21 protein-coding genes are annotated in these 25,414 nt (G+C 38.0%); 7 read left to right on the forward strand and 14 right to left on the reverse strand.

Features of this window, described 5'->3' with window-relative positions:
• Positions 1-26: 26 nt before the first annotated feature.
• Positions 27-1,124, reverse strand: a complete 1,098-nt coding sequence (locus tag EHQ31_RS02405) for a hypothetical protein (RefSeq protein ID WP_244247238.1) — start codon at positions 1,122-1,124, stop codon at positions 27-29.
• A 79-nt stretch (positions 1,125-1,203) separates the two neighbouring features.
• On the opposite strand from EHQ31_RS02405, the gene EHQ31_RS02410 reads away from it, so the two are divergent.
• A complete protein-coding gene (locus tag EHQ31_RS02410; protein ID WP_244247239.1) occupies positions 1,204-3,663 on the forward strand; it encodes a TonB-dependent receptor domain-containing protein in 2,460 nt (819 codons plus the stop codon).
• Here EHQ31_RS02410 and EHQ31_RS02415 read toward each other — a convergent pair.
• Positions 3,652-5,322: an EAL domain-containing response regulator gene (locus tag EHQ31_RS02415; RefSeq protein ID WP_135569237.1), complete on the reverse strand. Its 1,671-nt coding sequence runs from the start codon at positions 5,320-5,322 to the stop codon at positions 3,652-3,654. The two genes, EHQ31_RS02410 and EHQ31_RS02415, sit on opposite strands and share 12 nt — an antisense overlap.
• A gap of 145 nt (positions 5,323-5,467) precedes the next feature.
• Here EHQ31_RS02415 and EHQ31_RS02420 point away from each other — a divergent pair, with 145 nt between their 5' ends.
• Both EHQ31_RS02420 and pepN read left to right on the forward strand, forming a co-directional pair.
• Positions 5,468-5,737 carry an RNA recognition motif domain-containing protein gene (locus EHQ31_RS02420; protein WP_002974517.1) on the forward strand — a complete coding sequence of 90 codons (270 nt, stop codon included), beginning with the start codon at positions 5,468-5,470 and terminating at the stop codon, positions 5,735-5,737.
• Positions 5,738-5,778: 41 nt separating this feature from the next.
• Positions 5,779-8,361, forward strand: coding sequence for an aminopeptidase N (pepN, locus tag EHQ31_RS02425; RefSeq protein WP_135569239.1), 2,583 nt, complete (start codon positions 5,779-5,781; stop codon positions 8,359-8,361).
• Here pepN and EHQ31_RS02430 read toward each other — a convergent pair.
• The 3 genes from EHQ31_RS02430 to EHQ31_RS02440 form a co-directional block, all read right to left on the reverse strand.
• Positions 8,358-10,232 carry an AMP-dependent synthetase/ligase gene (locus EHQ31_RS02430; protein ID WP_135569241.1) on the reverse strand — a complete coding sequence of 625 codons (1,875 nt, stop codon included), beginning with the start codon at positions 10,230-10,232 and terminating at the stop codon, positions 8,358-8,360. The two genes, pepN and EHQ31_RS02430, sit on opposite strands and share 4 nt — an antisense overlap.
• A 31-nt stretch (positions 10,233-10,263) precedes the next feature.
• Positions 10,264-11,676, reverse strand: a complete 1,413-nt coding sequence (locus EHQ31_RS02435; protein WP_338069452.1) for a tetratricopeptide repeat protein — start codon at positions 11,674-11,676, stop codon at positions 10,264-10,266.
• Positions 11,677-11,738: 62 nt separating this feature from the next.
• Positions 11,739-12,119, reverse strand: a complete 381-nt coding sequence (locus tag EHQ31_RS02440; RefSeq protein ID WP_135569245.1) for a YopX family protein — start codon at positions 12,117-12,119, stop codon at positions 11,739-11,741.
• A gap of 95 nt (positions 12,120-12,214) precedes the next feature.
• Here EHQ31_RS02440 and EHQ31_RS02445 point away from each other — a divergent pair, with 95 nt between their 5' ends.
• Positions 12,215-12,988: a ParA family protein gene (locus tag EHQ31_RS02445; protein WP_135569247.1), complete on the forward strand. Its 774-nt coding sequence runs from the start codon at positions 12,215-12,217 to the stop codon at positions 12,986-12,988.
• A gap of 57 nt (positions 12,989-13,045) precedes the next feature.
• Here the strand turns inward: EHQ31_RS02445 and EHQ31_RS02450 are convergent, their stop codons facing one another.
• A complete protein-coding gene (locus tag EHQ31_RS02450) occupies positions 13,046-14,404 on the reverse strand; it encodes a cyclic nucleotide-binding domain-containing protein (RefSeq protein WP_135569249.1) in 1,359 nt (452 codons plus the stop codon).
• Between EHQ31_RS02450 and EHQ31_RS02455 the strand changes: the two genes are divergently transcribed.
• On the forward strand, positions 14,379-14,804 hold the full coding sequence (locus EHQ31_RS02455) for a YbaB/EbfC family nucleoid-associated protein (RefSeq protein ID WP_244247240.1): 426 nt from the start codon (positions 14,379-14,381) through the stop codon (positions 14,802-14,804). The two genes, EHQ31_RS02450 and EHQ31_RS02455, sit on opposite strands and share 26 nt — an antisense overlap.
• Before the next feature lie 100 nt (positions 14,805-14,904).
• Here EHQ31_RS02455 and EHQ31_RS02460 read toward each other — a convergent pair whose 3' ends face one another.
• Positions 14,905-15,636, reverse strand: a complete 732-nt coding sequence (locus EHQ31_RS02460; RefSeq protein WP_135569253.1) for an OmpA family protein — start codon at positions 15,634-15,636, stop codon at positions 14,905-14,907.
• 100 nt (positions 15,637-15,736) lie between these two features.
• Positions 15,737-16,585, reverse strand: coding sequence for a flagellin N-terminal helical domain-containing protein (locus tag EHQ31_RS02465; protein ID WP_135570915.1), 849 nt, complete (start codon positions 16,583-16,585; stop codon positions 15,737-15,739).
• 204 nt (positions 16,586-16,789) lie between these two features.
• Here EHQ31_RS02465 and EHQ31_RS02470 point away from each other — a divergent pair, with 204 nt between their 5' ends.
• Both EHQ31_RS02470 and EHQ31_RS02475 read left to right on the forward strand, forming a co-directional pair.
• Positions 16,790-17,362: a cob(I)yrinic acid a,c-diamide adenosyltransferase gene (locus EHQ31_RS02470; protein ID WP_135569255.1), complete on the forward strand. Its 573-nt coding sequence runs from the start codon at positions 16,790-16,792 to the stop codon at positions 17,360-17,362.
• Positions 17,335-18,666 carry a peptide MFS transporter gene (locus EHQ31_RS02475; protein ID WP_135569257.1) on the forward strand — a complete coding sequence of 444 codons (1,332 nt, stop codon included), beginning with the start codon at positions 17,335-17,337 and terminating at the stop codon, positions 18,664-18,666. The genes EHQ31_RS02470 and EHQ31_RS02475 overlap by 28 nt, the downstream gene beginning before the upstream one ends.
• Positions 18,667-18,742: 76 nt before the next feature.
• Here the strand turns inward: EHQ31_RS02475 and ptsP are convergent, their stop codons facing one another.
• From ptsP to EHQ31_RS02505, 6 genes are all read right to left on the reverse strand, one after another.
• The gene (gene ptsP, locus EHQ31_RS02480) at positions 18,743-20,470 is read right to left on the reverse strand and encodes a phosphoenolpyruvate--protein phosphotransferase (RefSeq protein WP_135569259.1); all 1,728 of its coding nucleotides are present in this window, start codon (positions 20,468-20,470) and stop codon (positions 18,743-18,745) included.
• Positions 20,471-20,532: 62 nt separating this feature from the next.
• Positions 20,533-21,441, reverse strand: coding sequence for a UDP-3-O-acyl-N-acetylglucosamine deacetylase (gene lpxC, locus EHQ31_RS02485; protein WP_135569260.1), 909 nt, complete (start codon positions 21,439-21,441; stop codon positions 20,533-20,535).
• A gap of 178 nt (positions 21,442-21,619) precedes the next feature.
• Entirely contained in the window at positions 21,620-22,393 is a 774-nt protein-coding gene (gene mce, locus EHQ31_RS02490) for a mammalian cell entry protein Mce (protein ID WP_135569262.1), read from the reverse strand.
• 32 nt (positions 22,394-22,425) lie between these two features.
• Complete coding sequence (locus EHQ31_RS02495) at positions 22,426-23,214, reverse strand: ABC transporter ATP-binding protein (protein ID WP_135569264.1); 789 nt, start codon at positions 23,212-23,214, stop codon at positions 22,426-22,428.
• Between the two features lie 8 nt (positions 23,215-23,222).
• Positions 23,223-23,999: an MlaE family ABC transporter permease gene (locus tag EHQ31_RS02500; protein WP_135569265.1), complete on the reverse strand. Its 777-nt coding sequence runs from the start codon at positions 23,997-23,999 to the stop codon at positions 23,223-23,225.
• Positions 23,996-25,405 carry a hypothetical protein gene (locus tag EHQ31_RS02505; protein ID WP_135569267.1) on the reverse strand — a complete coding sequence of 470 codons (1,410 nt, stop codon included), beginning with the start codon at positions 25,403-25,405 and terminating at the stop codon, positions 23,996-23,998. The genes EHQ31_RS02500 and EHQ31_RS02505 overlap by 4 nt, the downstream gene beginning before the upstream one ends.
• Between the last annotated feature and the right edge of the window lie 9 nt (positions 25,406-25,414).

The following is a 25,414-nucleotide window of genomic DNA, read 5'->3' on the forward strand; positions in this document are numbered from 1 at the left end:
TGTAAGGTTTGTCTTTTTTTTATTTTCTAAAACCGACTAAAATCCGCACTATCACCTGACCAAAAAACGATTTCTTTTATTATCCAATGGTGAACAGCTAAATAATCTCCAGGTTGACAAAAGAAAAATAACGAGTGTTTTTCAGTTTTTGTGTCATTTACAATATATAATATATTTTCTTTGAGTAAAATTTCTTCCCAATCTTGAAATCGGTATGCCTTGTCATTCCAAAAGAATGTATCTTTTTTGATGCGAATTTCTTTTCTTTTTTTATAATTCCACCAAACGTATGTAATGGGAAAAAATCCCAATAATAAGGAAACTATTAAAAATCCTAATTGTACAATCGTGGGAGGAAACGTTTGCCAGGAATCTACCGAAAGTTCAAAAACAGATCCAAAAACAAAATGAATGATAAGAGTGAGTGCAAAACTAAGAGTAGTTCCAACAAATACAAAAATTTTGGGTTGGTATTTAGATTTAAGGAGGCTCTCTGAATTAGTTCTTTGTATCGAGACTTGCGAATGAGTATCAAATGTGATTTCTGGTTCCAATATTTCTTTTGGTCGTTTTCGTTTGTGAATCGGTAGATCAAGTTCAGTATACGGGATCAATTCATTAGTTTCATTTTGAATTGAAGTTTTTAATATTTTTGCGATGGACTCACTCATGAGACGAATCTCTGGGTAGTTTGTAGATTCTGCTAGATGTACAGATTCCCCATCCAAATGACCTAAAACGGTATAAACAGTGATTGTTCGAGATCCGTTTTTAGTATTAACAGTATAAGTATATTCTGATAAAGAAATAAATTTGATGGAATCAAATGGTATGGTTCTAAGAATTTTGTTTTTTTCACCAAGTTGGATAACTCGCAAATTGGTATCGAAGTCAGACCATTTTGGTTTTAAAAAAATAAAGAGTAGGAAATGAGGGGATACAAAAAAGATAACCATCATTCCCACTGCAAATACAAAAACCAATGGATCTTCTGCTAAAAATCCAGAACCGTAAAGAACCGGAATAAGGACTGCAATAGCTAATAAGTCAAAAACTAATAAGATTCGGTGAGCTAGTTTCGTGTTTTTGGACCTGTGGTCTAAATAGCGTTTTTTTGGATTCATTGGGGTTCCTTGTCGCAATTTTCAGTTGTTCCCTTTGTCATTAAATGAACTCTAGTCTCAAAATTATAATTATATGAAAATGAAACTACTTCTCAATTGTATTTTGGTCATTGCCCTGATCACGGTCCCTGAAACGATACAGTTACAGGCACAGGAAGCAAACTCTAAACAAAATCCAGAATCCCAAGAACCTTTTCCTAAGGATACATTAGAGATTCCAGAAGAGAATCCAGAGGATCCGAAATGGAAGAAAGCAGAAATTCGTGTGATCGGGGATAAAAAAGATCTAAAAAGAATTCCAGGTTCTGCCACCATCATTACTAAAAAGTTTTTAGAAGAAACAAGGCCCACTGACAATATGGAAGTTTTACGTCGTGTACCAGGAGCTAACATTCGTTACCAAGATCCTGCAGGTCTTACTATGAATTTAGGATTCAGGGGAGTGAGTGGAGAGGTTTCCAGAAAGGTTCTTATTTTAGAAGATGGACTCTTTACATCGCTAAACCCCTATGGGGAACCAGAGATGTATTATACTCCTTCGATTGAACGTATGGAACGAATTGAAGTAGTAAAGGGTTCCGGTTCGATTCTTTTTGGACCATCTACAATTGGAGGAGTTGTAAACTTTATCACAAGACGTCCTCCTAAAGATCCTACCTTAAATATCCAAACCATAGGTGGAGAGAACGCATACTTCAGCCAAATGGTAAACTACGGAGGAACTTTTGGTAATACCGGATTTGATGTGAATGTACTTAGAAAACAAGGTGATGGTTTTCGTGCCAACCAAGGTTACTTTGTCAATGAAGCCAATTTAAAAACCATACACCAGTTAAATGAAAAACATAACATTACTACCAAAGTAGGATTCCACCAACAAGAATCCCAAGCCACCTATGTAGGTCTAACCACCGGAATGTTTCAAAACAATCCTAAAGACAACCCGGCACAAAATGATAAAAGAACCATCGAACGTTATAGTTTTTCTATAGGACATGAATGGAGCCTTTCCGAAAAATCAAAACTCATCACTCGTGTGTATTCAGCCTATACCGAAAGGAACTGGGCAAGACAGAATTATTCACGAAATTCACGGGGGAGCACCAAACCAACGGATACACTCGCTACCTATGATGGAGAACCTTACACAGAAAGGCCAGGGGACACCATTTGGATGAGAGGAACAAACGCTCATAGAGACAGAACCTATAAATTTGCAGGTATCGAAACTAAATTACAAACCGAAATTGAAACTGGTTCAATCAAACACGAAATTGATTTGGGAACTCGTTACCATCTGGATATGGCAAAGGTCCAACTTCTAAATGGTCCAACGACACCTGATTTTGTAGTCTACCCCAATGGAGTGGGATCTACACCTGCTGTTTTATTACAATCCCAAACAAGTTTGGCTAATAGTGGAGAACTTAGGGATGATGAAAGGCGGTCAGCCAAAGCAGTTTCTGTATATTTGCAGGACAGAATCCGCCTAACAGAAAAATTCTCTGTAATCCCTGGGGTGCGATATGAGTCCTTTACACAAACACGCTCCATCAATCGTGCACGAAGAGATTTTGATCCAGCTACCTTTGATTATTTTTCTGGTACCAATCCAACCGTACAGTTAGATAAAACTGCCACAGCTAAAAACCAAATTGTTTTACCTGGTTTTGGAACTACTTTGGATTTTGCAAAGAATATGACTTGGTTTACGGGAGTGCATAGAGGATTTTCACCTCCTCGGTATGAATCTGCCATTTCACCTACAGCAGAAGATTTAGTATTAAAACCAGAACGTTCCTGGAACTATGAAACGGGTATTAGGGGAGATATTACCGAATACTTTAGTGGTCAATTGGTAGGTTATCTATTAAACTTCGAAGACCAAATCATCAATAGTTCTGCGGCTGGCGGAAACTTAGGGTCAAGACCTGTGAATGCAGGAAGGTCCATCCATCGTGGTGTGGAAACCAATATGACTTTTGACTTTGGACAATTTTGGAAGTTAAACTATCTAATCCCTTTAGATATTATTTATACAAGGACAGAAGCAAAATCAAATCAATATACCTATAACCTAGGTGCATGGACCAAAGGTGATTCCAATCCATTTGCACATGTTGACACAAATGGAAATCGTCTTCCTTATGTTTCAAGAGATATCCTTACACTTTCTCTTGGAATTTCGAGTCGGAGCACAGGTTTTTATGCTAGAATTGAATGGCAATATTTTTCAAAACAATTTCACGATTTAGAAAATTCAAAAACTGTGAGTTGGTATGATACGGCAGGTTCCACAGCCGATTATAGAACTATTTTGAATTATGCTGGTATTAAATCTGATGTATCGGGTTTAGACGGAGAAATTCCTGCATACGAATTAGTAAATGCAAACATAGGCTACAAAAAGGATAATTGGTCGGTGTTTCTTTCTGGAAAAAACCTACAAGATCGAAAGTATATTTCTTCACGGTTGCCAGAAGGAATCCAACCTGGACCCTTTCGTCAGGTTAATTTCGGTATCACCTTACAACTGTAAATTGGCCGCTGCTGGAAGAGCTGGGGAAGGTTTCATAAACAGATATCCTTGGGAGTATTCAATTCCCAAGGTTTCAATCATATCCTGAATGGCAGGGCGATCCACAAACTCTGCCACTACTTTGGCACCAATTCCCCGAGCTAGTTCTACAATCCCTTGTACAAGGAGGTAAGCGGTTTTGTTTTCCGGTAGGTTTTTAATAAATTGGCCATCAATTTTTAAATAATCAGGTTCGAATTCTAACAATCTGGCAAGGTTAGAATACTGGACACCGAAGTCATCAATGGCAATTTCACAACCAATGTTCTTTAGGTCACGAATGGTTGATAAACTATATTTGTTTTCAGAAAAACTAATATCTTCTAAAATTTCAAATGTAACTCGGCTTGGGTCAATTTTGTAATGTGATAATTTTGATTCTACCCATTTGCTGAAACTTTTGTATTCCAATTCAGATTCAGTTAGGTTAATCGAAAAATCAAATGGTTTATCAGAGAAATAGTTCATTGATTCATCGATCATTTGTAACCCAATCATACGAATGCTCCCTGTAACTCTTGCTAACTTTAGGAAAGCGTCGGGTGTTAGGATAGCGTCTCTATCTTTGATTCTTGCTAAACATTCAAACTTTCTAATTTGTTTGGTTTGGTTGTCGACAATACCTTGGAAGTAAGGAACAATTTGTTTATTTGTGATCGCAGATTGAATTTTTTGACTGAGTTGAAAGTTTTGTAAGTGATTGTCTATGGATAGTTCATCTGTATATGATACAAAATCCGAAGATCCTTGTGCTTCTGCACGGAAAAGTGCCAGTTTTGCTTTGTAAAAACAATCCTCTTGTCCTGTTGCAGAAGAATAACGACAGTCCAAATGAAATCCCACTCCATCCAAAAATAAATCATCGGATTTTAAAATCATACGAAAACTGCGGATTTTTTCCACTAAGCTTTGTTCGGGGAGATCAGATAATACTGCTATTTCATCTGAATAAATATGGAATACTTTCTCTTCGTTTTGTAAGTGAACAGTCAGGAGTTGTAATAATTTTTTAAATAGTTTTCTATAAACTTCAATTCCAAAGGTTTTGATGATAATGGGAAAACTTACAATTTTAATGAGTAGGATAGATTGGTTTTTATTTGGATCTCTTTGAGACTTTAGTTGTTTTACTAATGATTCAAAATTGGGAAATTTTGAATCTCGATGAAAATAGAGATTGTCTGCTAGTTCCTTATTTTTTTCTTCTAAGGTTTTTTCTTGGAAATAAGCGTCAATGGCTTGTTTGATGGTTAATTCTAAATCGTGTGCATCCCAAGGTTTAGATAGGTATCGATACAAACAACCGTGGTTCAGGGCATTTCCGATGGCTTGAGCTGGTGCTTGACCTGTAAGCATAATTTTTTTCGTACGAGGATGGCTTTCCTGCATTTCTATAAGGAATTCGTCGCCTTTTTGACCAGGCATGACATGATCACAGATTACAACCGCTAAGTCTGCGGAGGTACCCGCAATTTCTTTCATAATTTCTTTTGCTGTTTCAGCACTTTCGGCAGTTTCGATGGTAAAACTGGATCCAAAGACTTTCTTTAATTGTTCCTTTAGATTCCAAAGAATGAAGAATTCATCATCGATGCATAAGATATAGGGTTTTTCGTTCAAGAGGATACCTGGGAAGCGTTTCAAATAAATTGCCATCTTTCAGAATTAGCAAGAAATATTTGATGTTGACATTTTCTTTCGATTGTATCTAATCGACCCGGCTCCCAGAACATGGGGGCGTGCATTGTGTTTTACGAGGACAGGAATGGTTTCTAACAAAATTTATGTGGGAAATTTGAAATTTTCCCTTAAGGAAGAAAATATACGCCAGATTTTCTCCGTTTACGGAGTAATTCAAGATCTGAAAATGATTCATGATCGGGAAACTGGAAATTTTAGAGGTTTTGCTTTCATTACCTATGCGAATCCAGAGGAAGCGGAAGAGGCAGTGACCCAGATGAATGGACAACCTGTCGATGGAAGGAATTTAAAAGTTACCTTTGCCGAGGATAAAAGAAAAGAGAAACAGAACTAAAATTCACTTTTCTGGGATAGGTCATCCTATAAAGAAGGAGGATGACCTTATCCTCATCCTCCTCATTGGTTCACAAACTGGAAGACTACAAGCCAAACCCTTGGCTTACACCCAAAGTCGATTTACGATTTGATTTAGATTTGCACCTGACAGTTGTCAGAGCCGAATATGAAGTAATCCTCCAAGCCGAAACAATAGAACCATTATTTCTTTATGGAGAATCGTTAGAGTTTTTATCCCTCCGTATGGATGGGGCCATTCTCGACCCTAATGAATACCAAGTTACAAACTCGGGAATACTTATTTCTGAACCTCCTAAAAAAAGCTTTCGGCTGACTGTTGAAAACCGCATTTGTCCGGCGAAAAATACTTCACTCGAAGGTTTGTACAAATCGGGATCTATGCTTTGTACCCAAAACGAACCGGAAGGATTCCGTAAAATTGTCTATTCCATCGATAGACCAGACAATATGATGCGGTTTCGTGTCACCATAGCAGGTGAGGAATCACTGTTTCCTGTGATGTTGTCCAATGGAAACTTAGTGGGAGAAAACCAATTAGGAAATGGAAAACGAGAAGTTATCTGGGAAGATCCTTTTCCAAAACCATCATATCTTTTTGCACTTGTTGCCGGCGAACTTATGGAGACCAAAGATTCATTTCAAACGAAATCTGGTCGTTTTATTACCCTAAAAATTTTTGTTGAAAAAGGGAATGAAGAAAAGGTCGGATTTGCTTTTGATTCTTTAAAAAAAGCGATGAAGTGGGATGAGGACACTTTTGGATTAGAATATGATTTAGATTTATTTATGATCGTTGCCGTCGAAGATTTTAATATGGGAGCGATGGAAAATAAAGGCTTAAATTTATTTAACGCAAAACTAGTATTAGCTGATAAAAAATCAGCAACAGACGAAAGTTTTGAATCGATTCTTGCCGTGATTGCCCATGAATATTTTCATAACTGGACAGGAAATCGAGTCACTCTTAGAAATTGGTTCAATCTAACACTCAAAGAAGGTCTTACAGTCTTTCGTGACCAATGGTTCACTGAAGATATGACAGATCCTTCTGTCAAAAGAATCAAAGATGTTTTGTTTTTAAAAGAATTCCAATTTCCTGAAGACCAAGGTCCTATGTCACACCCCATCCTTCCTAAATCCTATAAGGAGATGAATAATTTTTATACTGTGACAGTTTATGAAAAAGGAGCCGAAGTCATTCGATTGATTTCCGAACTCATAGGTAGAGAAAACTTTAAAAAAGGATTAAAACATTATCTTTCTAAGTATGATGGTATGGGCGTTACCTATGATGAATTTATCACTTCAATGGAAGAAGTAATAGGTAAATCCATTCCTTACCTTCGAAATTGGTACCATCGAAAAGGGACTCCTTTGATCTCAGTAAAAGAAGATTATACAAAGGATACCAATGAATGGATTTTCGATATCGTTGATACAGGCGCCGCTGAATATCCATTAGTTTATTCGAATTCCTTCGCTGTTTTTGATTTAAATGGAAACCTAATTTCTGAATATAAAAGAATAATGACAGGAGAGAGGGATCAAATTCGAATTCCTGCCTTAGATTCGAAAGGAACTAAACCTATCATTTCCTTATTTCGATCTCTTTCCAGTCCGGTACTTTTGGATTACAATCAATCCGTAGAAGAAATTAAAACCTTAGCAAGGGTAGAAACAGATGGAGTGGCGAGGTTTTTTGCCTTTCAAAATTTAATCTTCGATTGGTTTCGTAAGTCTTTAATTTCCGGAAAGGAAGAAAACTTTTCTCAAATTTTAGAAACGATTGCAGAATCTTTTACTAAAAATTGGGAAAAAACATATCTTAGTTTTTATTTATCATTTCCAGGATTAACACAAATTAGTGAGAATTTGAATTGTTATGAATTTACCAAAATTCAGACACTAAGAGTTTGGGCTCTCCAAACGATTGCCACTACCTTTACCAAAAACTTTCAAATTCTACTTGAGGAAAACAGAAAAACCATTCCTATCCAGACCAAAGAAGAAATTGGAAAACGAAAACTAAAAAATACGGCTCTTTATTACTTGTTATATGATCCTTCAAAAAAGTTTGAAAAATTGGCTGTGATGGAACAAAGAGAAGCCAAACATATGAGCGAAGAAGTTTCGGCTATGAGATATCTTTTAGAAATTGAATCGAAGGAAAAGGAAAATTCTGTTCATTCATTTTATGAAAAGTGGAAAAAAGACAATTTGGTTTTAGATGTTTGGTTTGCAGCTCAAGTAAGTTCTGGGGAAGATCGTTCTCAAGTTGCTGAAAAATTAGAAAAACATCCCCAGTTTAATATACGTAATCCTAATAAAGTTCGTTCCTTGTATTTTAGTTTGGCGAGAAATCCATTGAGTTTTCATAAAGAAGATGGGAGTGGTTATGTTTTCCTTGCGGAAAGGATTAGAGTTCTGAATGAAATCAATCCACAAATGGCTGCATCATTAACTAAACTATTTTCACCTGTTTCTAAACAAAAGGGAGACCTCCCTAAATTGGCAAAAGGGGAACTTAGGAAACTCCAAGACCTCCCCAATCTTTCTAAGGAATTGGGAGAAGTTCTTGGAACCATTTTAGATTCTCTTTAGTTGTACATAGATTTGATAAGATCTTTATATTTATCGTGAATGACGTTTCTTTTCATTTTGAATAGATTCGTCAGTTCTTCACCCACTTCCATTGCTTTTGGTAAAAAACGAAAATCAGAAAGTTTTTCAAAAGATTTGAATCCATTTTCAGAGGAGATCTGTTTTTTGATCAGGTTTTGGTAGTAGAGTCTGACTTCTTTGTTTTGGTTTAAATCCTCACCTTCTTTTATTTGCAGTCCTACTTCCTTCATTCGATCTTTGTCTGGCCAAATGAGAGCCGTAAGGGATTTTTGGTCTTGTCCAACAACGATCACTTGGTTAATGAGAGAATTTTCCAAAAGTAAGTTTTCAATTGGGACAGGCTCAACGTTTTCACCACCGAGTAAGACAATGGTGTCTTTGACTCTTCCTCGCACAGACAAAGTGTCGTTAAATGAAATGAATCCTAGATCTCCAGTATTCATCCAACCGTCATGAATTGCTTTGGAAGTTGCTTCTTCATTTTTATAATAACCTTTCATTACTTGTGGGCCTTTGATATGAATGATTCCCATTTTTCCTTTCGGAACCGATTCTCCTTGTTCATTCACAATTTTGACGGCCGTTCCATCCGGCCATTTTCCCACAGAACCTTGGACTACTTTTCCGACGGACCTAACAGAAATGATCGGGGCACATTCTGTCATTCCGTAACCTTCATACACAGGAATTCCAATTACGTTAAAGAACTCATCCACATGAGCGGGAAGGGCACCTCCACCAGAAATAGTTCCCGTTAGGTGGCCACCAAGTACATCTCTGATTTTAGAAAATACCAGTCCATCTAATACTTTAGCGAGTAAAAATAGATTGAATACATATCCTAGTGAAAGGGCAGTATTTTTTGCTCTTTCAAATGGGGATTCCTCTTTAGTTAGGAGTTTGTTACCCGCAAGGTAGTCCTGTCCGTCTTTAAATTTTTTGCAAACATCATAAGCAAAGTCAAAAAGTTTACGTTTGTTTTCTGGCGCTTTTTCTAACTTTTGTTTGATGCCAAGATAAAGGTTTTCCCAAAGTCTTGGAGCAGAGGCCATAAAGGTTGGTTTTATTTTTTGGAAGTCGTCTCTTAGATCCCTAATATTCGTATAAGCTATGGATGCACCTTCTGCAATAATTGCATAGTCAATGGCGCGTTCAAAAATATGCCATACCGGCAGGATAGAAAGAGTTCTATCTGATGTTTTTAATCCAACACGGGGCGGAACTTTGACCACATTGTATACCATGTTTTGGTGGGTAAGCATTACACCTTTTGGCATCCCGGTAGTTCCTGAAGTATAAATGATGGTAAACAAATCATCTGGTTTGACTTGTTTTGAACGAAGTTCTAAGGAAGGAAGATTTTTTCTTAAAGCCTCTCCTTCTTTCACCAGTGTATCCATTGGAATAGCGAAGTTGTCACTAGACCTGAAACCTGGATCTAAAATAATTACTTTTTCTACCTTTGTGTTGGAAAGGACAGGTTTTAAAGATTCATATAATTTTTCATGTTCTACAAAGCAGTATTTACTTTCGGAGTGGCTTAGAATATATTCAATTTCTTGTGGTGTGGAATCGGATCCTCTTGGTACATTCACAGCACCGTTTAACAGAGTTGCTATGTCTGCAATGGCCCATTCGGTTCTGTTGTCCGCCATAAGTCCAATTCGATCACCCGGTTGTAAACCCATTTGTAACAGAGATAATGCGAGGTTTTCTGCTTTATGAAAGATATCTGAAAACGTACGACCAAAAAAGTTTTTTCCTGCATCTTTTCCAAAGAACATTTCTTTGGTTCCGTATGCTCGATTCGCATAATAAAAAACATCATTCAGCGTAGTAAAATTTTTCATTGATTGTTTTGGTCTCCGTAGGAGCTGAATTTCATTGTTTTTTTTGTTTGTTCAAGTAATATTTTCTTTTGTGCGATTTCCCGTTGGGAGATTCGAAAAAATTGGAAAATAGGGGATCTGATTCCATTTTTTCAAATAATTCAAAATCATATAATAAGGCTTGGTGGGTCCAAAGGTTTCCTTCTTGTTCCCTATTAGTAGCAAAGGAAGCTCTTCCTAATTTGTAATACACAACTGGCAAAAATTCGCGTTCGCCACCTAAAATTTGTGCTCGTTTTAAGTTTGTATAGGCATCCTCAAAACGACCAAGGCTAAGTTCACAGGAACCCCGGTAATAGAAGAGAAAAAATCGCGGATAGGCTGTGAGTCTTCGACTATTGAGTTTGTCCAAACTAGCTAAACAAGAGTGAGGATCTTTGTCCATAAATTGTGCATAAGCTAAGTTCAAAAGAATCTCAGGACTGATTTCCCCATTGGTTTTTCGATAAATTTCTGATGTTTTCTGATAACTATCTTTCGCTGTTTTGTAGTCACCAAGTACATATAAGTAATAATAAGATTTATAAATTAATACATCCAAGGAATCTGATTCACAAGCACGGTAGGAAAAAAATTCATCCAGTGTTTTTGTAAAAGAAACAAAATCTCTTTCATTGTATTCTATGTTGGCAATTTTTTTTAGTAAGGAGCAAGTTCGAGAGGTTCCATTCGGAACTTCCTTTTTATATTCCTTTAGTGATTTACGATAATAAGTAAGTGCTTCTTGGAATTTTTGATTATTTTCTAGTTGGATGGCTTCTCTTTCTTCTTTTTCACCCACACCTTCGCAATACGATTCTTTTCCATTTTCGTAATGGCAAATACGTTCCCGAAATCCATTTTCGTTCGCATCATATTCGATACGAATTAGTTGGCAGTTTTTATAATACCACCATTCATCGATGGAACCAAAATCATTTTTGTCTTTTGTGATTTCTTTGGGACAACCAGAATGAGAATAATAGGTGAAACTATCTTTTTTCCCATTTTTTGTTTCATCTTCTTCGGTTAAAAATAGCTGCCCTTTTGTATCATAATAATCCCAACGATAAGGATAAAACTCATCATCATTCATAAAAAATGAGAGTTTCAAAAGGGAACTTCCTTCTTTCCAACCAGAAAAACAGGAAAAAGATAACTTTCCGCTTAAAAAATTTTGAGAAGGATCTCCGTATAATTCTGTTAGGTGGGATCTGATTTCATCCTTAAAACGAGGGTATGGATAGTTTGAATGATATTTATCTATATATTTTTGACAAAACCAGAAGATTTCATGGTTTAGAGATTCTTTATGTAAAACTCCTGGAATTTCGCCACCCAAACGAAAACTAAATCTCTTGGGACTATGGTCTTCAATTTCAAATCGGTCCTTTGTATTTTGGACCGCTTTCCAATAATCTTCCAAGAGTGTTGCACTCAGAGGAAGTGATATTAAAATTAGGGAACCGAATATTAGAAATAAAAATCTCAAGATTTACTTTTTAAATACAAATCATATAGTATGGGATTTTCGTATGGGTTTCCGACTTTACGTATGGAAAACAATTGTAATAGCGGTGGCCCGTTTTCTAAATAAAAAGCACCATGTTCATTATTATAGCGGATAACGCCAGTATGTTGGGTAAGGTTCCCACCTTTGGCAACTGTGTGTTCAATGATGTCTTCTTCAAAAAGGTCTTTGTCGTATTTGTCTTTTAACCCAGTAAAACTATTAACAACATAATTGTCTTCGTTTGAGATGGGTTGCCCAAATTTTAGAAGTTTCCCATCAAGGGTTAAGCTAAAACCTTTTTGAGTGAATTCCTTCTCTTGTTTGTCCCAAACACGGAATCGAATTGTAAATGCCATAACTAAACCCAAATTAAGGTTACCTAAGTCCTTTCCAAGGAAAATTCAAAAAAAAATCAGTGGTCAATAGGAGAATTCAGACAATTCTATGCCCCATGAAGGTCATCTCTGTTTCCAATATCAAGGGTGGAAGTGGAAAATCCACTACGGCTGCCCACTTAGCTTGTGCCTTAGCACGACGCGGAAAAACCTTAGTTGTGGATATGGACATGCAAGGTGATTTGACAGACTATTGTTTACCTGATTTGGATTTATCTCAACTCGAAGAAGCAAGTGTGATGAGTGTACTTCTTGGAATGAAAAAAATCACTGACTGCATTAGAGAAACCAAACAATTTGATGTTTTGCCGTCTACTTTAAGTCTTGCCAAACTCACCAAATACAATCCAGATTCGACAAGTCTCTGTCTGCAATTCAAACGTGCTTTAGAAGAAATACGAAACAAATATAAATTTGTAATCATTGATACACCAGGTTCTGCTAAACATGAACTCACCACAGCCATTTATAATTCAGAACTGATTTTGATTCCGGTGACACCTAGTAAGTGGACCATTAGGGCCGTAAATTTGTTATTAGATGAAATTTCTCAAACGGAAACCATTTTTAGCCAAAAGAAAAAAATTGCCTTTGTTCCTTCGTGGTTTGGTCCATCAAAAAAACATAGAGAATTACTGGATAAATTAAAACAAATTGAAGAGATTCCCTGTTTAGCAGAAATTCCAAAATCGGAAACTATCAAAACAAAAACGGAAAAACAGGAGAGTTTAAAAAAAGACAGCAATGCTTGGCACGCATTTGATCTGTTAGCTGACGAATCAATTGCATTGGTGGACCCTGAGAATTCGATTTTAACTTTGAAACCTTAATCGTTAAAAACGAAAACGCCTAAATGAACGTTGCAAATTAATTAATATTTTAATAGGTCATTCAGTATGATGCGTTTTTGAGCTTTGGTTTTTTTTACGTTCTTCTGCAATTCCTTGGATGTGTTTTGCAAATCCAGGATGGTGTTTTAAGATTTCAGTAAAACGGTCTTTGCCTAGTGTATATACATCGCAAAAAGAACCTGCTTTGATGGTTGCCGTTCTTAGGGAATCATCGATTAAACTCATTTCGCCAAAAAAAGATCCTGAATTGAGTGTCGCAAGGACTTCTCCTGTTTTTTCCTTAATCACTTCCACATGACCTTTTGAAAGAAAATACATATTATGAGGAACATCTCCCTCTCTAAATATAACATCTCCTTTCATATAGAAAGCAGGTTTTAATTCCAAAACTACTTCTCTTTTTAATTCTTCCGGTGCATTTTTAAAGAAGGGGACTACTGAAATCAAATGATTATGTAAAAACATAGACACATCAATTTTGATTCCAGAAGGTAGTTGGTCCCAAATTTCGGATTCGTCAATCCCATGTTTGTTTTCCCAAAGATTGACATAGTAGGAACGAATTCGATTGGCAAGGTTAGGTGGTAGTTTTTTGTATTTAATAAAACTATCAATTGTATTTAACTTTTCTTGGAAGGAAACACGAGAAATATCCAAATTGGAAAGTAAGGTGGCAATATTACCAATCACGTAGCCGTAAATACCTACACCTAAAATCATCACTCCCATAGTATAAATCGTTTGGCTATTGGTTACTGGTGTGATGTCCCCATATCCAATTGTGGTTAGTGTGGTCACTGACCAATAGAGCGCACGGATGTATCTAGTCGTGATGTCTTTATCCGCTAAAAACTCAGGACCAAGATGGATCCATCCACAAGCTACCCAATGGGCAAAAAGACTTGTCCAATACACAAAGAAAATCAACCGAAAGGTCATAGGATTGATCACTTCCACAAGTTTGAAGCGGTCATCTGAATCCGCACCCAAGGCCAAAAGCCGAAGGGATTTAAAAAGTTCAAAGACCCGAACGGAGCGAAGTAACCGAAGAATTTTTAAACTGTCTGTTACACCAAAGTATTGGAAAAAAAATCCTCCAAAAAGGTCGAAGGGGAAGGCCGAAAGAAAATCCACTAAAAACCAGGAGCGTAAATAGGTTTTAGAAACTATCTTTCGGTTTTGAATCAGGAGTCTGTCTTTTAAGATGGCGGTGTTAAAATTGAGGAGGACATCAATTCCAAATACAATTTGGATCCCCCTTTCGAAATAATTCACACCCGCCGAAAGTTTATAATGAAAAACTAGGCGGACAGGGACTTCGATGGCAAAATAAGTGATACAAATAAAAACAAAAAGATCCCAGATTCGTTTGTATGGAGAATTTGGATGGATCATATTTAGAGTATCGACACCGATTAGTTTTATATTTGCCTTCTTTTATAGAAAAAAAATCCTATATGGAAAAGAGGTGATTATGTTCGGTGGAGCTGGCGGAAACAAGTTTGATATGCTCAAACAGATGAAAAAGATGCGGTCGCAGGTGAAAACAATGGAAAAGGAACTTGCGGGCCTCAATTTCGTAGGAATTTCAAAAAACAAACTCCTTTCGGTTACTTTGGATGGAAAATTCCAAATGAAATCGATCCAGATAGAAGACGAATTGATCGAGAAAAAAGATAAAAACTTACTAGAAAAGTCCATCCAAGAAGCTTATACGAAGGCTTTGCAGGATGCGCAAGCCGGAGCCGCCAAACAAATGCAGGCTATGGGTGGTTTCCCTGGACTCGGAATTTAATTTTTTTGAATCTAGTTTAAAATAAAAAACCTACAACGATTGTAGGTTTTTATCATAAGAAACAAGGGACAGTGTGTCCCATTTTTTGTATCTAATTGGTTTAGCTTGCTGGAACGATTTCCACTTCCACACGGCGGTTCGATCCATCTTTTGGATCAACATTTTTAAGAGGAGTCGAAGAACCAAGTCCCTCTACAGTTCCAATTCGTTTGCTTTCTACACCATTTTCAGTGATGGCATTTTTTGCAGTGATCGCACGGTCTTGTGATAATTTTTGGTTTAAATCTTCTGCTCCTGTACGGTTGGCATGTCCAGAAATATTGATTTTAGTTTCTGGGTAAGCTGCTAATGCTTCTGCCAATTTATCAATATTTTCTTTTCCTTTTCCTTTCAGGTCAGCCTTTCCATCTTCAAAAGCAATTCCCCCGTCCATAGAAGCAGTGAGAGCCACAGTTTCTCCGCCTTTTTCAGTTTTTGTAAGAGTGATTCCTTGTTTTTTCATTTCTTCAGCCATGTTGTCATACATGGTATTGAGATAAAAACCAGTTCCAAGTCCTGCCAAACAACCGGCACCAAGACCCACAATCTTACCTTTGTTTTGCGGTTTCTTTTTTTCCATTGCTAGAGAGGATTTAATTTGTCTTTGGATATCGTTCTTTTTGTCTTTTGTATCTTTTTTGCGTTGCGCTTCATCATAAACAGCACCAAGAGCAAGACCCACACCACATCCTATGGATGTACTTAAGATTAGCCTTTTTGTGTTGTCGGAAAGTCCACAAGAGATTGTGGAAAGTAATGATAGGGAAAGAATTCCGGAGATGATTTGTTTCAAAGTGATTGTCCTCGCTTACACACTCTACTAAGTATAAGGACAAAGTTTGAAGAAATCCTCCCTGTTTGCAAGGAGGATTTCCGTTTCTTTTTTGACCGGATTAGTATCTGTCCGTGAGGAGTTTTACTACGGATTCTGGTCTTAGGTTTGCTTGTGCGAGCATCGCCACACCCGACTTGGTTAGGATTTGGTTTTTGGAATATTCTACCATTTCCGTTGCCATATCAGCATCTCTTACTTGCGATTCGGCAGAAACTATGTTCACATAGTTGTTACTCAGTGATTTCAAAGTTAAATCCAATCGATTGTAATAAGCACCTAGGTCAGACCGTAGTCGGTTGACTTTGGTGATGGCATCATCCAGAACTTGCAGTGAATCGGAAGCTTTGTTTGGAGTTGATAGGGTCAACTTATTTCCAGCTGTATTTAGTTTCAAAGAAGAACTCGTCATCGTATTGATATAGAGTTCAATTTTTTCTGTTCCGTTTGCACCCACTTGCAAAGTCATTGGATTTTTGGAAGAACGAGAAAACCTTCCATCCAACGGTTTGATTTTGTTAAACTCTGAAGAAGTTCCGATTCTTTCCACTTCTTCAACAAGTTGGGATACTTCTAGCTGGACTAGTTTTCTGTCTTCGTTAGAATATATTCCGTTTGAAGATTGAACGGAAAGTTCACGTAACCTCTGTAAGATAGAGTTTACTTGGTCTAAAGATCCTTCGGTGACTTGAAGTAACGACATACCATCCTGGGTATTTCGTTCTGCTTGTCCAAGGCCTCGAATTTGTGATCTTAATTTTTCGGACACTGCGAATCCCAAGGAATCATCCCCTGGTCTATTGACCCGCATACCCGTCGCTAGGTGCTCCATAGACTTGTCCATGTCACGGCCCGTGTTTGTAAGCGCCCGTTTCGCAACTAGCGCGCTGATGTTGTGATTGATAATCATTGTCACACCCTCCTGTGTGTCCATGACCCGCCTGTTTCCCTACATGCGGAGAAAAGTAAAAATCACTGCCCAGGAGTCCGTTTCCATCGAGAAGAGAAGGGGTTGCCTGCCCTTGGTTCTTCCATGAATTTTGCCTTTCCAGATGATTCTATACCAGAAAACTGAGGTCTGTAAAGAAAATTTAAGCTCTAAAGGAGTGGGAAATTGAAAATCTACACTAAATTCGGAGATGGTGGCCAAACCTACCTTGCTTCCGGCATCAAAGTTTCCAAAACAGATAGGAGAGTTGATCTCTACGGAAGTTGTGACGAATTGAATAGCACCATTGGCCTTGCACTTTCTTTTACTAAAGACTTAAATGTCGATCCAACATTTTTAAATTACTTAAAAAGCATTCAAAGTTTTCTGTTTGAGATTGGATCAGAACTTGCGGGTTACGTACCAAAAGAATCAAAGGAAGGAACAGTTGTTTTGCGATCAGATGTGGAAAGTTTAGAAAAGGAAATTGACCGCTTAATGGAAGTGCTTCCGGAAATTAAGTATTTTATTTTGCCTGGGGGAAGTTCTCTTGCGAGCAGTTTGCATATTGCTCGAACGATTTGTCGAAGATTGGAACGAGACCTACTTGTTTATATTGAATCTGGCGGAGAAATCCACACTGATTTAAGAATATATCTCAATCGTCTTTCTGATTATCTTTTTGTTGCGGCACGGTTTGCGAATTTTTCTACTGGAAATGAGGAAACCATTTGGAAGAGCAGAACAAAATCCACTTAAATAGGCACCCGAAAGGGATTACACCACTATTTCTCACAGAAATGTGGGAACGTTTGAGTTACTATGGGATGCGGGCTCTCCTTGTTTTGTATCTGGTGAATTCGCTTGGATTTTCTGATGCGGATGCGGGAGCTGTATATGCGTTTTATACTAGTTTTGTTTACCTAACGCCCGTTTTTGGAGGATACTTAACCGACAGGTTCTTTAGTTATCAATTTTCCATTTATCTGGGTAGTTTTTTAATGTTATGTGGTCATATTTCCTTGGCCTTTTCTGGAATTTACTTTTTTTATTTAGGCCTCGTATTACTCGCATTAGGAAATGGTTTTTTTAAACCCAATATGTCTACTATCTTCGGAAGATTGTACCATGAAAAACCAAATTTAAGAGATAGTGGATTTACTATTTTTTATATGGGGATCAATTTGGGAGGTCTACTTGGCCCCATCATCTGCGGTAGTTTAGGGGAAAGGGTAGATTGGCATTTAGGATTTTTATCGGCTGGAGTTGGAATGGCGATTGGAATGATCGTTTTCTTTTTTGGCAGTAGGCGATTGCCTGATTCGATTTGGCTAAAACAAAATCGAACGGTTGACTTTGGCCAGCCTAGTTCTGTGGATCCTAAAACAAAATCAAAAATCTTACTGATTGTATTACTTTCTTTTTTTAGTATTTTCTTTTGGATGGCGTTTGAACAAATGGGGACTTCACTTAACTTATTTGCTTTGAGAAACACCGACAGAAATTTGTTTGGATTTGAAATTCCAGCTTCCGTTTTACAGTCAATTAATCCTTTGTTTATTTTGCTTTTAGGTCCGATCGTTTCTTTGGTTTGGACGAATCTGTCTAAAAAGAATCAAAATCCAAATCCAGTTCTAAAGTTTGTTTTGAGTTTGGTTTTATTAGGTGTCGGATTTCTTGTGATGGTAGTGGCTGCAGGATACGCAGAAACTGGGGTGACTGTTTCTATTCTATTTTTGATTTTTGTATATTTTTGGAATACTTTAAGCGAACTTTGTCTTTCGCCAGTAGGATTGTCCTTTGTCAGTCAAATGGCTCCAACACAATATGCCTCTCTCCTTATGGGAATTTGGTTTTTGTCAAATGCCTTTGGTCATTACGCGGCTGGGATTTTGTCAGGGTACCAAAACCAATGGGGAAGTATGAAGAACTTTTACGGATTCTTTGTGATCTGTTCTTTTTCTGGTGCTTTTGTTTTATATGTAATTTATTCTATAAAAAAGAAATCTATCTTAAGTTTACTAAAAGGTAAAGAAGAAGATCATACCATTCTCACATCATAAAGTAAAATGAATCATATGGATCCTTGGTTTGGATCGATTTTAAAAAACAATCTGAGTTGTAATGTATACTATGTATCTAACCTTTTGTTTCTAAAACCAAGGCTTCAATTTCTTCGAACTTTTCTTCGCCTGCAAGACCAATCACTTGTTCGGCGAGGAGTTTTGCTTTCCAAGAGGATATTTCTTGTACTTTTTCTGCAACTTCTCGCATCAGTGGCAGAGCCGAACTTAAATCTCTAAACCCAAGACCGATGAGGACTGCGGTAAACATTGGATCACTTCCAATTTCACCACAAATGCTAATCGGTTTTTTCTGGGAATTGGCAACATCCGCAATATTTTTTAATAATAATAAAAAGACAACTTGCCAGGGATTGTATAGATCTCCCACCAAATGGTTGTTACGTTCCACAGCGAGTAGATATTGTAGAAGGTCATTGGTACCCACACTATAGAAGTCGACATGATTTCCAAGAAAAGGTAAATTGAGGGCACAAGCCGGTGTTTCCACCATAATACCAAGGGGAATTTTTTTTGTGATGATGAGTCCTCCGTTTTTTAACTCTTCTAAACATTCACTTAACAAGGATTTGGTTTGTAATATCTCGGAACGAGTTGTGATCATTGGAAGCATAATTCTCATAGTTCCAAATTCACTCGCACGTAGCAGTGCTCTTAATTGTTCCTTAAAAAAGTGAGGGTGGCGGAGGAGGTAACGAATCCCTCTGTTACCAAGAAATGGATTTTCCTCTTCATAACCATTTTCCATTTTATCAGCGCCAATGTCCCAGACTCGGAAAGTTACAGGACGACCCACCATTTTGAGTAAAATTCGTTTGTAAACTGCAAACTGTTCTTCCTCTGTGGGTTTAAATTCCACATATCGGATGAATAAAATTTCTGTGCGAACCAAGCCAATCCCATCTGCTCCCTGTTCAAAGGCTAAATCCACTTCATCTTCGGAATCAATATTGGCACGAAGGGTAAACTTTTTTCCGTCCTTGGTTTTGATTTCTCTTGGACCATCACTGATTTCGCGTAAGGGTTGGGCTTTATGAATATCACTTTTGATTCCAGAAAGTTTGATTTCGTCAATGCCTGGAGAACGGTTTAAGATCCCTCTTGTGGCATCGAGTAAAATATAATCATCATCTTCAACATGTGAGGTGATGTTTTTTAATCCTACAATCGTTGGGATTCCATAATTTCTTGCGATAATGGCGGTATGTCCTGTTTTTCCTCCGAAGTCGGTAGCGATTCCTCGGAGTTTGGATTTGCCGAGTTGGATCATCTCTGAAGGTGTGATTTCTTTGGCTATGAGGATGACGTCATCGGGAATTTTGGTTTGGTCGTTTGCCTTATCGGGGTAAAGATTGGATTCAATTCTTTTTCCAATATCCAAAATATGGTCAGCTCGTTCCCTAAAAAATTCATCAGGGATGGATTGAAATTCATCATAAAGTGAGCTAACAGCAGTTTCTAAAGCAAGACCCGCTGATTCGTTGTTTTGTGCGATTCTTTCGAAAACTCGAGCCCGAAATAGGGGGTCATTTAAGAATACAATTTGGGATTCTAAAATTTCAGATAATTCACGGTTGGCTTTTGACTTTTGTACGAGATCATTTAGGTCTTCCTCTGTTTTGAGGAGTCCTTTTTTTAGAAGTTCTACTTCTTCTTTGATTTCATCGGGGGAAAGATCCGTCCGGTCTTCTCGTTTTCGTTTGGATTGTTTCCAGCGGAAAACCTTGCCGTAAACAGTGCCTGGATAGGCAGAAATGCCTTTGAATGTGGTTTTTTCTTCCATCCGTACCTATGCCAAAAATACTTTCGGTTAGGCTTCGTTTGGAAAGTAAAAAACTACGGATTCTAGCGGACCGCTTGTTTTTTGGCGAAAAGGGGAACTCTTTTACTTTTGAATTGAGTGAGTTCGTTTCCTGTCACTTGGCTCATAATGCATTTTGCAAGGGAGATGTCTAGGGCATGTCCCGCCTTGGACGCTATGAGATGGCCTCGGAAAGGTCTTCCCATCACAGCCAAATCCCCAATTAAATCCAGAATTTTATGGCGCACACACTCATTGTCATAACGTAAGGTTTCGTTCAGATACCCGTCATCGGTCAAAACTACCGCATTGTCGAGAGATCCACCCATAGCAAGGCCACGGGCTTGGAGGGCTTCCACATCTTTCAAAAACCCGAAGGTTCGGGCAGGAAGGATGTCTGTTCCTAAAATAGATTCGTCAAGGGTTGTGGTGTAGGATTGGCCACGCAAAAGTGGGTGATTGAAATCGATGCTATAAGTGACTTTTAGTTCATTGGAGGGCAACATGACCAGGTATTTATCCCCGTCGACAACCCAAATAGGATTTGCTATGGTAATTGGTTCCACCGTTTCTTCTAGAACCCGGATTCCTGCAGAGCGGATTCCTTCCCAAAACGGTAGGGAGGATCCGTCCATAATCGGAACTTCCACAGAATCAATTTCAAAAATACAATCAGTAATGCCTAAGGTATGAACTGCGGCGAGAAGGTGCTCTATCGTTTGCACTCGGTTGGAACTTCCGTCCCCAATGGTTGTGGCGTTACTGGTATCGACTACATGGTCGAGAGAGACGGGAATGCGTATTTTTTGGATCCCTTTGTAGAGGTAAAAGATTAGTCCTGTATTTGCTTCCGCTGGATGGAGCCGTAAAGTCACCATTTTACCGGAATGGACGCCAATTCCCCTAAGTGTAATGGGGTTTTGGATCGTTTTTCTGTGTATCGCCGTTTCCATATTCAGTTCCTACTTACAAATTTGTAGGAAAGGGGGTTCGGACAATTCCAAAACCGTTACCCTAAGTCAAAAAAATGTCTCCTTTTTACAACAGTGTGGTGGGAATGTGACGGCCCCAATTTGTGCGATAAACCAAAGATTTTTGCTACAAATGAAGCCGTATTTTACGTGTTAGTGCTTAAAAAGCGCTGAGTGCAGAACGAATGAAACTGGTGACAGGCGCCTGTTCCCTAGTGTCTTCCAAACCTTCTCGTAGTTCCTTTAAAACCACTTGGGCATCTCCGAGGGTGGTATTCACTGATTTGTGGACATCACTTTCGTTGATGAGTTTTCCAAGAGTCCCTTGTCCTTCATTGATCTTACCCGTGATTCCAGCGATATTTTGGACGGTTTTACGGATATCGGCTCGGTTTTCGGCTATGAGTTCCGAAAGAGAAACAAGTGGATCTTGGGTGACCTTTCCTTGGATAGGTAACATTTTCCCAGACCGAGGGGAAATCTCCACTTTGGTAAGAGCAGGTTCTGACATCAGGTATTCTTTGGTTTTGGGATCGACAGGAAACTTGGAACCTGGGTCGAGCGAGACGACTCGCCCCGAAAGCAAACTTTCGTTTTTGATGGTGATTTCATAATTGGAGAACAGTTGCACCTTGCCTTTTAAAAGTAAGGTGAGTTCCACCTTAGTTCCGATCCCTGTTTCTCCCTCAGGCAATAGATTTCCGTATTCATCAATTTGCACCAAACGGATTTTGGAAACATAACCAAAGGGAACTCCGTGAATGGTAACCTTGTTTCCAATTTTAATCCCTTCGGCATCGGGAAAGTAAACCGGAAGTTGGTACCCAGATTTTTGAAAGGGCCCACCTTCGGTGACAATGGTAAAATAACCCACGGCTACTAGAGAAAATACAAATAAAAGACCAACGATAAGAGCGCGACCTGCGGTAGGCATTCCCTAAAAATCTCCTAAAGTGATTAGCAAAGTCAATTGGATTTTCCTTTTTTTAATTCGGAATGATCCAGAATCATAGGACCAACTGTGTTTCCATGTATGAACTGTTGAATGACTGGATTTGTAGATTTTTGGATTTCTTCGGAAGTTCCACAAAACTGCACTTTGCCTTCATAAAGAAAACTAATCCGATCGGCAATGCGGTAAGCAGAGTTCATATCATGGGTGACCACTATGGATGTTAGACCTAATTCCTTTTGCAAACGAATGACTAAATCGTTGATGACATTAGACATGACTGGGTCAAGACCTGATGTGGGTTCATCGTATAACACAATTTTAGGTTGAGAGGTAAGAGCGCGGGCAAGGCCCACACGTTTTTTCATACCCCCCGAAATATTACTAGGTAACGTATCTTTGGCGGGGACCAGGTCGAGCCATTTTAGCTTCTCCATTACAATACGATCGAGTTCTTCCCCAGATGCAATTTTATGTTCCCGCAAAGGAAGCGCTACATTCTCATAAACAGTCAGCCAGTTGATAAGAGCACCTGATTGGAATAACACTCCCAGTTTGGATCTGAGTTCTTCTCTTTTTTTCTCACTGGCATTCACTATGGACTCACCAAAAATCTGGCAATCACCTTCATCGGGATCAAGTAAACCAGTAATATGTTTAAGGCTTACTGATTTTCCTGTTCCTGATGGTCCGAGGATGACCATCGTCTCGCCTTGTTTGACGGTTAAGTTCATTCCTTGTAAGATCTTTCGTTTTCCGAAAGCTTTATGGACGTTTTTCATTTCAATGGCAAAGGGTTCCATAATATCCTTCATTTATAAAATAAGGCAGTGAGCACATAACCAGAAAATATGACCATAAGAAAGGAAGTGACCACTGCTTTTCTAGTGGTTTGGCCGACACCGATGGCCCCACCTTCTGTCCTAAGTCCTTGGCTACAAGAAATGGTGGAGATAGAAAGTCCAAAGACATAACCTTTGAGAAGACCCACATATAAGTCTTTTAATCCTGGAACGGAAGAAATACGATAATAGACGTCTTGGAAGTAACTGATCATATCGATTCCCAATTGAAAATGTCCTACGATACCACCACCTAATATTCCTAAGGCGGCAGAGTATACACAAAGAACTGGAACCATAAGAGAAAAACCTACAATTCTTGGTAATACAAGATAACGGATCGGACTAATTGACATTACTTCTAAAGCATCAATTTCTTCCGATACTTTCATAGTTCCAATTTCTGCTGCCATTGCCGATCCAACAGAAGCTGCCAAAATGAGAGAGGTCATAAAAGGAGACATTTCCCTAGTGAGTGTGATGGTAAGTAAAAGTCCAATTTGGCCTTCGGCACCAAAGTCGCGGAGTCCAAGGCCAGTGTTTAGTCCAAGGATCATTCCTGTGAAAATTGAAACGATGGAGACCACAAATAAAGAACCAACACCTGCAATAAACATTTGTTCTAGGATTTCTTTTCGTTTGAAATATAGGTGGTGGGATTGTCCCACAGCACGAAAGAGAAGAAGGACTGTAAAACCTATGGCAAAAAGAATTGGTTCCAAGGTTTTGGAATAAATGCGTTTCATAGTTCCCACCAAAGGAGTTTATATTTGTTAGTAGGTTCTCGTGTATCGATTCCTAAAAACCCATAAAAGAAATCATAACGAAATCCTGATTTTGATTTGGAATATTCTACAAGTAACGGAATGTGGATATGAGTTTCTTCTTCTGTCCACCGATGAGTATAAAGTCTTGTGATTAGGTGCAAACGTTTTTCTCCATTAGATGACCTTTTGTATTCGATAACCGAAAGAATAGGTTCCCATACATCTTCCATTACTTCAAAACGAACAGGAATAATGGCAAGGGTATTCCATCCAAAGTTTCCATCTGGGTCTTTATGATAACGAAAGAGTGGCCAAAGTTTGATGTAAAAATCTTCTCTACCTGTTTGGACGTAATCATTTTTCATTTGAGAATAAAATGGTAATATAAAATGAGAAGTGGATTTTAAGTGGGATGTATTTTGCGACAAACGAATGTAAAATGGAGTGATGAACTCTGCTTCTTTATTCGCAAAATACGAATAACCATAGAAAGGAAAAAATACTAATTTTTCGGTATCTTTCTTTTCGGATGTTGTGTATTGGAAAAAAACAAATAATGCAGTATAATTGGTTTGCCCCGTTTTTTTATCATACCCATAAGAATATAAAGAGTTTAAAAGAGGAAACCAAAGATAGGCTCTACTTTTCATATTTCCATCATTTGAATCTTTGCTATTATAAATGGGAAAAAAAATGGAGTAGGAGGTTGGTTCTTTTTTGTCTAACTTTTCTTCTCCCCATTGAAAAAATGGCCAAAGGAAAGATTGACGTTTGTATTTTCCTTCATGTTCCTTTTTAGAATAAATAGGAAAAATTCTGAAATCGTTTCGAGTTTCTGATTTTCCCCACATCACGAGAGGCCAAAGTAAAGATTTGGCTTCATAGGTTTTGTATTTCCATTCGGTGTAAATTGGAAATAAAACATAACTTAGTTCTTGGTAAGAAAGTTTGTTTCTGATTTTTCCATAAATGGGAAAAACACTGAAATAGTTTTCTCTTTGTGATTCCCCTTTCCCCCATATGAATAGTGGTGTGAAAAGAATATCTTCATCTGCGTCACCTTCTTCATGTTTGAATCCAGTTCCGCTAAAGATAAATAAAGAAGACCAAGTATACCAATAATTGGTTTCCTCTTTGTAATAGATGGGTGATAAATAACTTTTAAAGCGAAAGGCATAGGTTTTGTCTTGGAAACCTATATAAAATGGGCGGAATGCTAAATAACTTTGGCGGCCTCTTTCTTCAGACTCATATAAAAACCAGAATTGATGGTAATTGGATTTGATGTCTTCTGTAAAGGAATTAGGAAGTTTGGCAGAAACTCCGGAACTGAGAAAGAGAAGACAAAAAATAATTCCGAATTGAATTTTAAAGCGGGAATCCACGTAATTTCA

The sequence above is a fragment of the Leptospira montravelensis genome, from assembly GCF_004770045.1.
In the GTDB taxonomy this organism is placed as follows: domain Bacteria; phylum Spirochaetota; class Leptospiria; order Leptospirales; family Leptospiraceae; genus Leptospira_A; species Leptospira_A montravelensis.

Coding starts and splice junctions, on each gene's coding strand:
- EHQ31_RS02410 (WP_244247239.1), top strand. CDS start 1,204: ATGAAACTACTTCTCAATTGTATTTTGGTCATTGCCCTGATCACGGTC.
- EHQ31_RS02465 (WP_135570915.1), bottom strand. CDS start 16,585: ATGATTATCAATCACAACATCAGCGCGCTAGTTGCGAAACGGGCGCTT.
- pepN (WP_135569239.1), top strand. CDS start 5,779: ATGACCTTATCCTCATCCTCCTCATTGGTTCACAAACTGGAAGACTAC.
- EHQ31_RS02445 (WP_135569247.1), top strand. CDS start 12,215: ATGAAGGTCATCTCTGTTTCCAATATCAAGGGTGGAAGTGGAAAATCC.
- ptsP (WP_135569259.1), bottom strand. CDS start 20,470: ATGGAAGAAAAAACCACATTCAAAGGCATTTCTGCCTATCCAGGCACT.
- EHQ31_RS02495 (WP_135569264.1), bottom strand. CDS start 23,214: ATGGAACCCTTTGCCATTGAAATGAAAAACGTCCATAAAGCTTTCGGA.
- EHQ31_RS02450 (WP_135569249.1), bottom strand. CDS start 14,404: ATGATCCATCCAAATTCTCCATACAAACGAATCTGGGATCTTTTTGTT.
- EHQ31_RS02405 (WP_244247238.1), bottom strand. CDS start 1,124: ATGAATCCAAAAAAACGCTATTTAGACCACAGGTCCAAAAACACGAAA.
- EHQ31_RS02430 (WP_135569241.1), bottom strand. CDS start 10,232: ATGAAAAATTTTACTACGCTGAATGATGTTTTTTATTATGCGAATCGA.
- EHQ31_RS02420 (WP_002974517.1), top strand. CDS start 5,468: ATGGTTTCTAACAAAATTTATGTGGGAAATTTGAAATTTTCCCTTAAG.
- lpxC (WP_135569260.1), bottom strand. CDS start 21,441: ATGGAAACGGCGATACACAGAAAAACGATCCAAAACCCCATTACACTT.
- EHQ31_RS02500 (WP_135569265.1), bottom strand. CDS start 23,999: ATGAAACGCATTTATTCCAAAACCTTGGAACCAATTCTTTTTGCCATA.
- mce (WP_135569262.1), bottom strand. CDS start 22,393: ATGCCTACCGCAGGTCGCGCTCTTATCGTTGGTCTTTTATTTGTATTT.
- EHQ31_RS02440 (WP_135569245.1), bottom strand. CDS start 12,119: ATGGCATTTACAATTCGATTCCGTGTTTGGGACAAACAAGAGAAGGAA.